The sequence below is a fragment of the Streptomyces sp. NPDC037054 genome, assembly GCF_055606745.1.
Map to the genome: position 1 here is coordinate 112,137 of NZ_JBVJSJ010000011.1, position 12,648 is coordinate 124,784.

General features: G+C 71.5%; 12 protein-coding genes. 10 read left to right on the forward strand and 2 right to left on the reverse strand.

Annotation, left to right across the window (positions count from 1 at the left end; genetic code table 11):
* The first annotated feature begins 22 nt into the window (after positions 1 to 22).
* The 8 genes from ACZ7D7_RS25025 to ACZ7D7_RS25060 all read left to right on the forward strand — a co-directional run bounded on the left by ACZ7D7_RS25025 (position 23) and on the right by ACZ7D7_RS25060 (position 5,686).
* Positions 23 to 286 (forward strand): acyl carrier protein, encoded by a 264-nt coding sequence (locus tag ACZ7D7_RS25025; RefSeq protein ID WP_470827099.1) that lies wholly within the window; start codon positions 23 to 25, stop codon positions 284 to 286.
* Entirely contained in the window at positions 283 to 684 is a 402-nt protein-coding gene (locus ACZ7D7_RS25030; protein WP_470827101.1) for a 3-hydroxyacyl-ACP dehydratase FabZ family protein, read from the forward strand. Before ACZ7D7_RS25025 ends, ACZ7D7_RS25030 begins: the two co-directional genes overlap by 4 nt.
* Positions 678 to 1,160 (forward strand): 3-hydroxyacyl-ACP dehydratase FabZ family protein, encoded by a 483-nt coding sequence (locus tag ACZ7D7_RS25035; protein ID WP_470827102.1) that lies wholly within the window; start codon positions 678 to 680, stop codon positions 1,158 to 1,160. The genes ACZ7D7_RS25030 and ACZ7D7_RS25035 overlap by 7 nt, the downstream gene beginning before the upstream one ends.
* Positions 1,161 to 1,204: 44 nt before the next feature.
* Positions 1,205 to 1,951 (forward strand): 3-oxoacyl-[acyl-carrier-protein] reductase, encoded by a 747-nt coding sequence (fabG, locus tag ACZ7D7_RS25040; protein ID WP_470827103.1) that lies wholly within the window; start codon positions 1,205 to 1,207, stop codon positions 1,949 to 1,951.
* A 16-nt stretch (positions 1,952 to 1,967) separates the two neighbouring features.
* A complete protein-coding gene (locus tag ACZ7D7_RS25045; RefSeq protein WP_470827104.1) occupies positions 1,968 to 2,501 on the forward strand; it encodes a YbaK/EbsC family protein in 534 nt (177 codons plus the stop codon).
* 185 nt (positions 2,502 to 2,686) lie between these two features.
* Entirely contained in the window at positions 2,687 to 3,628 is a 942-nt protein-coding gene (locus ACZ7D7_RS25050; protein ID WP_470827106.1) for an ATP-binding cassette domain-containing protein, read from the forward strand.
* 37 nt (positions 3,629 to 3,665) lie between these two features.
* Positions 3,666 to 4,511, forward strand: a complete 846-nt coding sequence (locus ACZ7D7_RS25055; RefSeq protein ID WP_470827108.1) for an ABC transporter permease — start codon at positions 3,666 to 3,668, stop codon at positions 4,509 to 4,511.
* Positions 4,512 to 4,858: 347 nt separating this feature from the next.
* The gene (locus tag ACZ7D7_RS25060) at positions 4,859 to 5,686 is read left to right on the forward strand and encodes a helix-turn-helix transcriptional regulator (protein WP_470827109.1); all 828 of its coding nucleotides are present in this window, start codon (positions 4,859 to 4,861) and stop codon (positions 5,684 to 5,686) included.
* Positions 5,687 to 6,140: 454 nt separating this feature from the next.
* On the opposite strand, the gene ACZ7D7_RS25065 is transcribed toward ACZ7D7_RS25060, so the two are convergent.
* Positions 6,141 to 7,205, reverse strand: a complete 1,065-nt coding sequence (locus tag ACZ7D7_RS25065; RefSeq protein WP_470827111.1) for a polyprenyl synthetase family protein — start codon at positions 7,203 to 7,205, stop codon at positions 6,141 to 6,143.
* 324 nt (positions 7,206 to 7,529) lie between these two features.
* Between ACZ7D7_RS25065 and ACZ7D7_RS25070 the strand changes: the two genes are divergently transcribed.
* Positions 7,530 to 9,689: an MMPL family transporter gene (locus tag ACZ7D7_RS25070; RefSeq protein ID WP_470827112.1), complete on the forward strand. Its 2,160-nt coding sequence runs from the start codon at positions 7,530 to 7,532 to the stop codon at positions 9,687 to 9,689.
* Positions 9,690 to 9,759: 70 nt separating this feature from the next.
* Entirely contained in the window at positions 9,760 to 11,769 is a 2,010-nt protein-coding gene (locus ACZ7D7_RS25075; RefSeq protein ID WP_470827113.1) for an ABC1 kinase family protein, read from the forward strand.
* 99 nt (positions 11,770 to 11,868) lie between these two features.
* On the opposite strand, the gene ACZ7D7_RS25080 is transcribed toward ACZ7D7_RS25075, so the two are convergent.
* Entirely contained in the window at positions 11,869 to 12,624 is a 756-nt protein-coding gene (locus tag ACZ7D7_RS25080; protein ID WP_470827115.1) for an IclR family transcriptional regulator, read from the reverse strand.
* Positions 12,625 to 12,648: the final 24 nt, after the last annotated feature.

Genomic DNA, 12,648 nt, shown 5'->3' on the forward strand with positions numbered 1-12,648 from the left:
AGCGACGTAAGGAAACACAGACATGCCGATCGACGCGGTCGCCGAACTCGACCGGGAAGAACTGCGCCAACTGCTCGCCGAGACCATCGACGCGGACGTGGCCGACGTCCAGGACGACACCGACTTCGTCGAGTCCCTGGGAGTCGACTCCCTGATGGCCCTCGAAGTGGTCGTCGTGCTGGAACGCAAGTACGGCATCAAGTTCGCCGAGACGGAGATGCGCTCGGTGCGGACCCTCGGCAGCGCCTACGACGTCGTGCGCGGCAAGCTGGCGGAGCGTTCGTGACCAGCACCGTCCTCGCCACCGCGCGGCCGGTCCGCGAGCCCGCCCGGGACGAGAAGTCCGGCGGCTGGACGGCCGGCTTCGCGGTGGCGGTCGCCGAGCACGAACCCGTCTTCGCGGGGCACTACCCGGACCTGCCGATCTTCCCCGGCGTCTGCGTCATGGAGTGCGTGCGCCGCGCCGCCGAGTCCGCGCCGCCGCCCGAGGCGGGTGAACTGCGGCTCGCCGCCGTGGAGTCCACGCGGTTCCTGGCCGCCGTCCACCCCGGCGACGAGATGGCGATCGACGTGACGTGGACCGAGCGCGCCGAGGGCTGGCGGTGCGCCGCCAAGGTGGCGACGGCGAACGGCCAGACCGCCACCCTCCGGCTGCGCTACCGGCAGGAGGCACCCGCGTGCTGACCCCCGCCGACGTCCGCGCCGCACTGCCGCACCGCTATCCGATCCTGCTGGTCGACCGCGTGCTGGAGATCACGGACGACCACATCCGGTCCGTGAAGGCCGTCACCCTCAACGAGCCCTGGTACGCGCGGCTCGGGGAGCCGGCCGGCCTGGACGACCTGGCCTACCCGGACTTCCTGCTGATCGAGTCCTGGACGCAGACCGCGGGCATCCTCGCCAAGCGCCTCGCGGGCGCCGCGGCCGACGGACAGACCATGCTGTTCGGCTCGATGCGCGGCATCGAGTTCCACCGGAAGGCGCTGCCCGGCGAACTCGTCGAACACCACGCCCGCCTGGAGCGTGCCGTGGACGACACGATGATCTTCGAGGGCGAGAGCACCGTCGGCGGCGAACCGCTGCTGACCGTCGGCCAGATCACCATGGCCTTCCGCCCCGGCGAGGCCCTCGCACCGCCCGCCCCGCAGCTCACGCACTGAATGACCCGGCCCGGTCCGGGCCGGCCGACAACCTACGGAGTGTCATGACCGAGAACACAGCGCCGGTCGCCCTGGTGAGCGGCGGATCACGCGGGATCGGCCGTGCCGTGGTCCTGCGGCTCGCGGCCGAGGGATACGACGTCACCTTCTGCTACCAGTCCAACGAACAGGCCGCGCTCGAACTCGAGAAGGAGGCGAGCGAACTCGGCCGCCGCGCCCTCGCCGTCCGCGCCGACGTCACCGACGCCGACTCCGTGCGCGACTGGGTCGCCCGCGCCGAGGGCGAACTCGGCCCGATCGACGTCGCGGTCAGCTCGGCCGGCATCACCCGCGACAACCCGCTGGTCCTGATGTCCGACGACGACTGGCACAAGGTCATCGACACCAACCTCGACGGTGTCTACCACGTGTGCCGCGCGGTCATTTTCGAAATGATGAAGCGCAAGTCCGGCACCATCATCAACATTTCCTCCATCGCCGGCGTCTACGGAAACGCGACGCAGTCGAACTATTCCGCCTCCAAGGCCGGAATCATCGGATTCTCCAAGGCGCTCGCCAAGGAAGTCGGACGCTACAACATCAGGGCGAACGTGGTCGCGCCCGGATACATCGAGACCGATATGACCGCCGAGCTTTCGGAGAAGGTCAAGAAGGACGCCGCGAAGTCCATTCCGCTGCGCCGTTTCGGCCAGGCCGAGGAAGTCGCCGATCTCGTCGCCTACTTGGCGAGCGACCGTGCCGCGTACATCACCGGATCGGTCTTCCAGATCGACGGCGGTCTGACGGTCTGATGACCCGGGAGACGAGATGACCCACGCCGGGCAGCCCGCGGGCGCCCTGCTGGACGACGACCTGACGACCTACCGGCGGCTGCGCGCGCTGGCCGACCAGCACGTGGCCGCCTACCGCCTCATCGAGCACGAGCCCGAGGGCCGGACCGAGGTCGTCAGCGCGATGCGCGGGCACTCCCTTGCCCAGAGCGCCAAGTGCCTGGTGGTGGCGGTACGGCCGACCAAGCGCACGTGCCGGTACGTGCTGGCCGTCATCCCGGGCGACCGGCGCCTGGACCTGCAGCGGGTCGCCGAGTGCGCCGGCGGACGCAAGGCCGGATTCGCCGACCGGGAGACCGCCGAGCGCCTCGCCGGCTCGGTCAGCGGCTCGATCATTCCCTTCTCCTTCCATCCCGACCTCGAACTCGTCGTCGAAGAGGATCTGCTCCGCAACGACGTCCTGTTCTTCAACGCCGCCCGGCTGGACCTGTCCATGGCCCTCGCCACCGAGGATTACCTGCGGATGGCCCGGCCGCGCACCGCGCGTATCACCGAATCGAACGGCGTGTGAGCGCCGGAACATCCCCCACGTGGGCAACTGCCCTATTTCAGCAACCTGCAGACAAGCCGCCTCCGTTCTGATACCGCCCTAGCATCACGAAGCAGCGGTTGAGGAAATTCCCCTTCATATCCGAACCATGGCCTGCCACCGGGCCGCCGGAGAGAGCAACGGAGGCCAAGCACGTGGCCAAACCTATGATTGAGGCAATCGACGTAACGAAGTCGTTCGGTGACGTCGTCGCACTGGACGGTGTGAACGTCTCGGTTCCCGAGGGTTCGATCCACGGCTTGCTCGGGCACAACGGCGCCGGCAAGACCACCCTCGTCCACATCCTGTCCACGCTCCTCGAACCGACCTCCGGCTCGGCCCGCATCTGCGGCCTCGACGTGTCGGCCGACGCCCAGGAGGTCCGCCGTCGCATCGGCCTGACCGGACAGTTCGCCTCGGTGGACGAGCAGCTGACCGGCCGGGACAACCTGATGCTGATCGCGCGGCTGCTCGGCGCGTCCCGGCGCCAGGCCGCGGTCCGCGCCGAGGAACTGCTGGAACTCTTCGAGCTGTCCGACGCCGCGAAGCGCCTGGCCTCCCAGTACTCGGGCGGCATGCGCAGGCGCCTGGACATCGCGGCCAGCCTCGTCGGCACCCCGCAGGTCATCTTCCTCGACGAGCCGACCACCGGCCTCGACCCCAACTCCCGCATCGGCGTGTGGGAGATCATCAAGCGGCTCGCCAAGGACGGCGTCTCCGTGCTGCTCACCACGCAGTACCTGGAGGAGGCCGACCAGCTCTGCGAGCGGATCACCCTGCTGTCCAAGGGCGCCGTGGTGGCCGGCGGTACGCCCGAGGAACTGAAGGCGGCCGTCGGACAGCGCATGGTCACCGTGACGCTGTCGGCCGAGTCGGAGGTCCCCGCCGCGGTGAAGGCTCTCGCCGCCGCCGGCTTCCGGGCCGCCCCCCAGGAGTCCGGAGCCGTCGTCGGCATCCCGGTCTCCGCCTCCGCCGACCTGGCGGTCGTCGTGCGCACGCTGAACGAGGCGAACGCCGAGATCGCCGAACTCGGCTTCTCCGAGCCGACCTTGGACGACGTCTACCTGCGTCTGACCCACGAGTCCGCCGGAACCCCGGTGCCCGCGTGACCGTCCCGACCACCCCCAGCGAAGAAGGAGTACTCAGATGACGGTCGTCCAGGCCGAGGCCAACGAGCGGCCGGCGCCGCCGAAACGGGAGGGCAACCCGACCGAACACTGGGGGACCAGCGGTCTGATCACGCAGACCCTCGCCCTCACCGGCCGCTCCGTGCGGCCGTACCTGCAGCCCGGCGTGGTCATCGTGACGTTCGTCGAACCCCTCGTCATGCTGCTGATGTTCGCCGGTGTGCTCAAGACGCTGGGCGATGTCCCCGGTGCCTCCAAGGACATGGCGTACATCGACAACCTGGCCCCCGCCATCATGATCATCACCGCGGTCGCGGCGGGCGCCCAGGCGGGCAACGGCCTCATCAACGATCTGCGCAACGACGTGATCACGCGCTTCCACACGCTGCCCATCAACAGGTTCAGCGTGCTGCTGGCCCGCAGCCTCGCCGACGCGGCCCGCTCGCTCTACCAGCTGGTCGCCGTCGCCGTCCTGGCCGCGCTGATCTTCGGCTTCGCGCCTCCCGGCGGCATCGTCGGCGTGATCGGCGCGATCCTCATGAGCGGCCTCGTCGGCTGGTCCATGAGCTGGATCTTCATCATGATGGCCGCCCTGCTGCGCAACGGCGACGTGCTGCGCATGATCACCACGCTGATGACCTTCCCGCTGCTGTTCGCCTCCAACGCCTTCGTGCCGCCGGAGTCGATGCCCACGGCCCTGCGCGTCATCGCCCAGGGCAACCCCATCTCCTACGCCAACGACGCCGTGCGCAGCATGGTCGCCGGGAACGTCACGGCGGTCGAGCTGCTGACCACGGTCGCGGTGTGCCTGGCGCTGGTCTGCGTGTGCGCGCCGATCTCGAAGCGGTCGTTCCGGGTGATGTGACCCCCGGCCGGTCGCGGTTCCGCGCAGGAGCCGGGTGACCGGTAGTGCCCTCTTCCCGCCCACTGCCCGAGCGCAGTGGGCGGGATTTCCTGTTCGGGTGGCACCAAGCTGTCGAACCACTGACCGAACACTCCAAGCCGTCTCGAGCGTGTCTAGGTTGACGGTGTGAGTGGGCAGGACCTGCCCCCTGGAAAGACATTTTCCGAGAGGTTGACGTGGCGCAATCCGGAATCGGTCTCGACGAACGTACGGAGCTTCTCTACCGGAGGATGCTCCGGCGGACGAACTGGCAAACACAGGAACTGGCACAAGTGATGAAGTGGCCAGTGCACGAAGTTGCACAAGCAATGGAGACGCTGCGGGCCGAGGGCCTCGCCAGCGTCGCGGCGGACGACCCCACGGCCTTCCGCGCCGTGGAGCCGTGCATCGCCCTGCCGGCGCTGCTGGCCCGGTCGATGTACGAGGGACGCTCGCCGCAGCCCCGCCCGGTCGAGGTCGACCGGTTCATCGCCCTGCACGAGCGGGCGGCGGAGCGGATCGAGGAGTCCCCGGGCGGCAACGCCCACCGCACCGACGCCTCCACCGTGATCGAGCGGATGGTCGCCAAGGCCGAGAGCGACCTCGTGTTCCTCGTCCCCGGCCACGTCGAGGGCGGCTTCGCCTTCTCCCGGCCCATCGTGGACATGAGCCTGCGGCGCGGCATGCGGCTGCGCGCCGTGTGGTCGGCCTCGGTCTTCCACGCCCACGGCGCCACGTCGCACGCCCAGTGGCTGGCCCAGCAGGACGTCCCGCCGCGCATGGTCGACTCGGTGCCGCTGTGCGCCATGATCATGGACGGTGCGGCGGCCGTGGTGGTCGACGAGGCCCAGGAGCCCCGAGTGGTGCGCTCCCGCGCCGAGCTGGACAACCTGTGCTCCCTGGCGGAGCGCCTGTGGGAGCGCGGGACGGCCGTACGCCAGCTCAGACGCACGCCGGGCACGCCCGCCACCCGCAGGCCGCGTACGGAGATCGTGCTGCGCCTGCTGGCCGAGGGCCTCACCGACGACGCCATAGCGCGCCGGCTCGGCTGCAGCGTCCGCACCGTGCGCAACGACGTCGCGGCCGCCATGGTGGCCCTGGACGCGCGCAGCAGGTTCCAGGCGGGTGCCCGGGCCATGCAGGTCGGCCTGATCTGAGGATCCCGCAGCAGAGGGCGCGCCGCGGGGGCGTGCCAGTCTCACACCGGCCGGACCGTTCCCCCTGCGGTCCGGCCGCCCACCGAGGCCCCTGGCGGCCACGCCGATTCCCCGGCCCGCGCCGGGTGTTCGGGGGCCTCGACGAACCGGCCGGCACCCACGTTCGGGGCCGGCCGGCAGCAGAGCCCGCCCCGGCGGGACGGGCTCGCGCCATCCGCGACGGACGTCTGCGGGAACCCTTCCCGGGCGGTCGCCCGGAGGCCGCCGAGGCGGCCGGGAGCACGGCGACGGCCGCCACCTCCACCGGCACCGGGGCGCTGCCGGTCACCTTCAGCAGAACGGGCCGAGCGGCCCCTCGAACACGGCCGCGGTCAACGGGACTCCCCACCACGGCGATCGGGCACGAGCACCGCCGAAGGCGCGGCACCGGCACGCGGCGCCGCGCGGCGAGGGGTCAGCCCGTGCGCCGCGCCACGAAGTCGCACAGCGCGTCCAGCGCGTCCCGCGCCGGCAACGGCGGCAGGGCACCGAGCGCCGCCCTCGCCAGGGCCGTCCGCTCGTGCAGGATCGCCTCCGTGCGCGCTCTGGCCCGCGACACCGCGAAGAGGTCGAGCGCGCGCCGGAGCCGGCCGTCACCCGCCGAGGGCCCCGCGGCGAGCAGTTCACGCAGCTCCGCGTCCGCCGGATCCGTGCCCTCCCGGGCCAGCAGCACCGGCAGACTGGGCACGCCCACCAGCAGGTCCTTGCCCTGTTCCTTGCCGCTGGCCGCGGCGGGGGAGAGCAGGTCGAGCAGGTCGTCGGCGATCTGGAAGACGACGCCGAGCTGCTCCCCGTACTCGATGAGGGCGTCCGCGACGGCCGGCGCCGCGCCGGACTGGTACGCGCCGACGCCCAGCGACATGGCCAGCAGCGCGGCGGTCTTGCCCGCGGTGACGCGGAAGTAGTGGGTGACGGAGTCCTCGCCCGGGACCGGGCCGACGAGTTCACGCATCTGGCCGGCGACGATCCGGCTCGCCGTACGGGAGTTGAGGCCGAGCGCCTCGGGCACCAGGTCGGCGGAGAGCCGTGCGGCCCGGGCCAGCAGCCAGTCGCCGCCGAGGACCGCCGTCCGGTTGCCCCACAGGGCGTTGGCGCTGGCGGCGCCGTGCCGGGTATCCGCCCGGTCCACCACGTCGTCGTGGTAGAGCGAGGCGAGGTGGACGAGTTCGGCGACGACGGCCGCCTCGGCGACTCCGTCCCGGGCGGGATCCCCGAACTCCGCGGCCAGCAGCACCAGGAGGGGCCGCATGCGCTTGCCGCCGGTGGCGGCCAGATGTCCGGTGAGCGCCATGACCCGGGGGTTGGCCGACTCCCGCGAGCACGCGCGGAGCAGGCTCTCGACCGCGTCCAGGGACTCGCTCAACCGCGCCTGGAACTCGGGCTCGTCGGGTCCGAGCCGCCGCAGGAGTTCGCCGGCGTGGACGCGGCCGCCGTCCGGCGCGGCATGGGCCGGAGCCTCGTACAGCTGGTCTGCGGTCACGAGGTAACTCATCCTGTCGAAGAGCGCGGGTGCGGACGTCCGGTCGAGCGTCTTCCGCTGTTTTCGGTTGCAACCCTCGCAGTTCACTCAGGGGGCGACAACGGACCTGGCATGAAGGTGCCAGGAGGGTCCCGGAACGCGTTCCCCATAGCTCCGGACGAATACGACCGGAAATCGGCGAAACGGCGAAACGGAATACGCGTCGGGTATTTCCCGCCCCCGGCGGCAGCTTGATGCCAGCTTTACGTCGCGGAGCCGCGGACGGTGAACGCGCGCGGTGACAATCGGGGCGCCCTTGCAACCCCTGAGAAGGAGCATCCCCCCATGTTCGGACGGGTCGGACGGTCCGCCGTCAAACACCCTTGGCTGACCATATTGGCGTGGGTGATCGCGGCCATCGGGGTGGCCTCCCTGGCCCCGCCGCTGAAGGCCGTCAGCGATCAGGCCGAATTCCTGCCCTCCCACTACGAGTCGGTCCAGGCCGGGGAGCTCCAGAAGAAGGCGTTTCCGCAGCAGGAACAGCCCGCGTCCGTCATCGTCTTCCGCCGTGACGACAACGGCAAGCTGACGGAGAGCGACCTCGCGGACGTCGCCAAGGTCGCCGCCGGGCTGGAGAAGGCGGGCGTCGAGAAGATCAGCAAGGTGGAGACGAGCCCCCAGGCCGTGTCCGCCAACGGCGAGATCGCGCTGGCCAGCATCCTGGCGACCACGGACAACTTCTACGACGAGACCCTGATGGAGTCGATGGGTGAGCTCCGCGAGGAGGCCAAACCCCTCCTCAAGGGCACCTCGCTGCACATGGGCATCACCGGCTCCGCGGCGACCGCGTTCGACACCAAGGAGTCGTCCGGCGACACCGACGCCATGATCATGATGGCGACGCTGGTGCTGCTCATCGTGCTGCTGGCCGCGATCTTCCGCAGCCCGCTCATCGCGATCCTGCCGGTCCTCGTCATCGCCCTGGTCTTCGTCGTCGCCACCGGCCTGATCTCGATGGCTTCCGCGGCCGGCGGGTTCGAGGCGGACGCCTCCATCGGGTCGATCCTGATCGTCGTGCTGTTCGGCGTCGGCACCGACTACATCCTGTTCCTCCTCTTCCGCTACCGGGAGTTCCTGCGCCGCGGCCAGGAGCCGAAGGAGGCCATGACCGAGGCGGTCACCCGGGTCGGGGAGACCATCGCCTCCGCCGCCGGCGCCGTCATCGTCGCCTTCCTCGCCCTGCTGCTGTCCAGCCTCGGCATGCTGAAGGCGATGGGCCCGGCGCTCGCCATCGCGGTGGCCGTCACCCTCGTCGCCGCGCTGACGCTCGTCCCGGCCGTCTTCTCGCTGCTGGGCACCAAGGCCTTCTGGCCGTCCAAGGCGTGGAGCAAGGAGCCGAAGCACACGATCGCCGGCCGCGCCGGCTCGCTCACCGCGCGCCGTCCCGGCCTCGTCGCCGCCGTCTCCGGCGGCCTCCTCGCCGTGCTGGCCACCGGCCTGTTCGGCCTCAACACCGTCTTCGACAGCAGCAGTTCGCTGCCGAAGGACCTGGAGTCCGTCCAGGCGGCGAAGGAACTGGAGCGCGGCTTCGCGGCCGGCCAGACCGACCCGACCTGGGTGTACCTGGAGGCGAAGGACGGCGGCAGGCTCGACCAGGGCAAGGTCGACGCCTACGCCAAGGAACTGGACGCGGCCGGCTTCGGGCGCGTGATGCCCGGCGTCCTCGCGCCCAAGGGCGACATCGCCAAGTTCGGCGTGGTCCTCAAGCACAAGCCGGACAGCGACAAGGCCGTCGAACTCCTCGGCGGGCCCCTGCGCGACGCGGCCCACGACGCGGCCCCGGACGGCACCCGCGCCCTCGTCGGCGGCACCTCTGCCGTGCTCGCCGACATCCAGGACGCCACCAACCGCGACTACTCCGTGGTGTTCCCGGCCGCCGGCCTCGCCATCATGCTGATCCTCGGACTGCTGCTGCGCAGCGTCGTCGCGCCGCTGTACCTCATGGTCGCGGTCGGCCTGGGCTTCGCCGCGACCCTGGGCGCCACCGTGTGGCTGTTCCAGAACATCGCGGGCGAGGCGGGCCTGCCCTTCACCCTGCCGGTGATCGTCTACCTCTTCGTGGTGGCGATCGGAACCGACTACAACATCCTGATGGTGGCCCGACTGCGCGAGGAGGTGGGCCGCGGCAACACCCCGGCGGAAGCCGTCCGCAAGGCCATCACCCACTCCACCTCCACCGTCGGCACGGCGGCCGTCATCCTCGCGGGCACCTTCGGTGTGCTGCTGCTGGCGCAGAACTCCATGCTCCGGCAGATGGGCTTCGCCGTCGCGTTCGGCATCCTGCTCACCGCCTTCGTGATGGCGGTGCTGCTGGTGCCGGCCGTCACGACGCTGCTCGGCGCCCGCACCTGGTGGCCCGGCCGCGTCGAGGTGGAGACGGAGCCGGACACCGAGGCGGCCTCGGAGTCCTCCGAACCCGAGCCCGTCACCGCCAACCAGGCCTGACCGGAAGGAAGACGGGCTCCTGACAGTTCATGTGACCGGGCAGAGCATGGCAGCGCCTACCTTCGGTGAGGTGAATGCAGTCGACGTTCTCCTCATCGCCGGAGCCACCGCTCTGCTCGGCCCCGTGATCATGGCCGTCCTCGCCCGACGCGTGCTCGGACTGCGCATCGGCGCGGTCCGAGCACTCTTCACAGGTGTGGCCGGACTGCTCGCCGCGGGCGTGGTGGGCACCCCCATGGGCCCGGAGGCCAGCCGCACCCCCCTCGTGACCGTCCAGTTGGGCGCGGCCCTGCTCGGCGCGATGCTCTTCCTCGTCCTGTCCGAGGCACCCGCGGCCAACGGCTCGATGCGCGGCATGGTCCGCTGGCCCGGCGCCGTGCGCCGCCGGGTGGCCCGCAGCCGGCGCTACACCCAGCTCAGCAGGATCGCCGTACGGCACGGACTGCGCCGCTTCCTGACCGGCCGGTCCCGGCGCGGCACCGCGAGCGCCCAGGACCAGGCCGCGCTCGCCAGGTCCCTGCGGCTGGCGCTGGAGGAGGCGGGCGCCACCTTCGTCAAACTGGGGCAGGTCCTCTCCTCCCGCTACGACCTGCTGCCCGACGTGTTCGTCGAGGAACTCAGCTCGTTGCAGCACGAGGTCGCCCCCGAACCCTGGCCCGACATCGAACGCGTCCTCGCCGAGGAGCTGAAGGCCCCGCCCGACAAGGTGTTCGCGGAGTTCATCCCCGAACCGCTCGCGGCCGGCTCCATGGCCCAGGTGCACCGCGCCCGGCTGCGCGACGGCCGCGCCGTGGCCGTCAAGGTCCAACGGCCGGGCGCCCGGCAGGTGGTGGAGCAGGACCTCGACATCCTCTTCCGGATCAGCCAGATCCTGGAGCGGAACACCACCTGGGGCCGGACGGTCGGCTCCCGCGACCTCGTGCAGGGCTTCGCCGACTCGCTCCACGAGGAGCTGGACTTCCGCACCGAGGCCCGCAACACCGCGGTCGTCGCCGCCAACACCGACCGCACGGCGGGCGGCGGTTCCGGCGACGAGAGCGGCACCGGGCCGAAGGGCGCCGAACCGGGCGGCGGTTCACCGGTCCGCCTCCCCGAGGTCCACCAGGACCTGTGCACGGAACGCGTCCTCGTCGTCGAGTGGCTCGACGGCGTCACCCTGAACCGGGCCGACGCCGTCATCGACGCACAGGGCCTGGACCGCGAGCAGCTCGCCCGCGACCTGTTCGGCTGCCTGCTCGCCCAGATCATGATCGGCGGCGTCTTCCACGCCGACCCGCACTCCGGGAACGTCCTCGTCCTCGACGACGGCGGGCTGGGGCTCGTGGACTTCGGCTCGGTGGGCCGCATCGACCAGATGCTGCGCTCCAGCCTGCGCGACCTGCTCATGGCGATCGACCGCAACGACCCGCAGGCCCTGTCCGACGCCCTGCTGGAACTGGTGGAGCGCCCCGACGAGATCGACGAGGAGCGGTTCACCCGCGCCCTCGGCCGGTTCACGGCCCGCCACCTGGCCTCCTCGGGCCCTCCGGGCCGCGAGATGTTCACCGACCTGTTCCTGCTCGTCGCCCAGTACGGACTGACCGTGCCGCCCGAAGTCGCCGCCGCCTTCCGGGCCCTGGCCACCGTCGAGGGCGCGCTGAACCGGCTCGTGCCGGGCTTCGACATCGTGGAGGAGGCGCGGTCCTTCGCCTCCACCGAACTGGCCCGCAGGCTCTCCCCGCGCCAGCTGAGCCGGTCCGTCTTCGACGAGGCCGCCGCCGTCCTGCCGATGCTCCTCAGGCTGCCGCGCCGGGCCGAACGCATCAGCAGCGCCCTGGAACAGGGCAGGCTCAGCGTCAACGTGCGGATACTCGCCGACGAACGGGACCGGCGCTTCATACGCGGCATCGTCCGGGACGTCCTGCTCGCCTTCCTCGGCGCGCTGACCGGCGTCCTGGGCATCATGCTGCTGTCCACCCAGGGCGGTCCGCGGGTCGCCGGCTCACTGAGGCTGTTCGACGTCTTCGGCTACAACATGCTGCTGCTCAGCTCGGTCCTCGTGCTGCGGGTGCTGTTCACCATCACCAGGTCCCCGCGCTGAGCCGAGCGGGCCGAGCGAGCCGCCGGGGACCCGCGGCCGGCCCGAACGCGTACGCCGGCCCGCTCGGTGGCGTCGGCCCGTTCGCACGCGCCGGTCGGCTCAGCGCGGGGACGGCACGGCGTGCGCGCGGCGCAGCGCGTCGGCCAGATCGGCGGCCGCGTCGAACACGGTCGCGGCCAGCCAGCGGCCCGGGAGCGAGTCCATGCGCCCCGACGGCCCCGACACCGACAGCGCGCCGACCACCCGGTCCCCGGTGTCCTGCACGGGCACGGCGAACGCGATGTCCCCGGGCTGCATCACGTCGGGCCCGCGGGCCCAGCCGCGACGGCGCACCTGCGCGAGGTGGGCGGCGGTGAACCGGGCGCCGTGCAGGCCCTCGTGGATCTCCTCGGGCTCCTCCCACGCCAGCAGCACCAGCGCCACCGCGCCGGCCAGCGCGGGCCGGGACATCCCGACCGGCACCCGCTCGGCGCCGTCGGGCCCGAGGGAACCCGCGCAGCTCGCCACGCAGGTCTGCAGCCGGCCCCGGCGCCGCAGGATCCGCGCGTCGAGGCCGGTACGCGCGTGCAGGTCGGCCAGTACCGGCGAGGCGGCCTGCGCCAGACGGTCGTAGCGCGCCTCGACGGACATGGTGCCGAGCCGGGGCCCGAGGACGAAACGGCCGTGGAAGTCCCGGCTGAGCAGCCCGAGCCGCTCCAGCGCCACCGCGATGCGGTGCACGGTGGGCCGGGTCAGTCCACTGCGGGAGACCAGCTCGCTCAGCGGCGTCGGAGCCTGCTCCACGATCGCCAGCAGGGTGGAGGCCTTGTCGAGCACGCCGACACCGCTGACCCACTCCCGGGGAGCGGTCGTCATCGTCGGGTCACCTGCCGTGTGCCC

What these genes read in the sequence shown, in the direction of transcription:
- ACZ7D7_RS25025 (WP_470827099.1), top strand. Translation starts at nt 23, where the DNA reads ATGCCGATCGACGCGGTCGCCGAACTCGACCGGGAAGAACTGCGCCAA.
- fabG (WP_470827103.1), top strand. Translation starts at nt 1,205, where the DNA reads ATGACCGAGAACACAGCGCCGGTCGCCCTGGTGAGCGGCGGATCACGC.
- ACZ7D7_RS25045 (WP_470827104.1), top strand. Translation starts at nt 1,968, where the DNA reads ATGACCCACGCCGGGCAGCCCGCGGGCGCCCTGCTGGACGACGACCTG.
- ACZ7D7_RS25050 (WP_470827106.1), top strand. Translation starts at nt 2,687, where the DNA reads ATGATTGAGGCAATCGACGTAACGAAGTCGTTCGGTGACGTCGTCGCA.
- ACZ7D7_RS25055 (WP_470827108.1), top strand. Translation starts at nt 3,666, where the DNA reads ATGACGGTCGTCCAGGCCGAGGCCAACGAGCGGCCGGCGCCGCCGAAA.
- ACZ7D7_RS25060 (WP_470827109.1), top strand. Translation starts at nt 4,859, where the DNA reads ATGGAGACGCTGCGGGCCGAGGGCCTCGCCAGCGTCGCGGCGGACGAC.
- ACZ7D7_RS25070 (WP_470827112.1), top strand. Translation starts at nt 7,530, where the DNA reads ATGTTCGGACGGGTCGGACGGTCCGCCGTCAAACACCCTTGGCTGACC.
- ACZ7D7_RS25080 (WP_470827115.1), bottom strand. Translation starts at nt 12,624, where the DNA reads ATGACGACCGCTCCCCGGGAGTGGGTCAGCGGTGTCGGCGTGCTCGAC.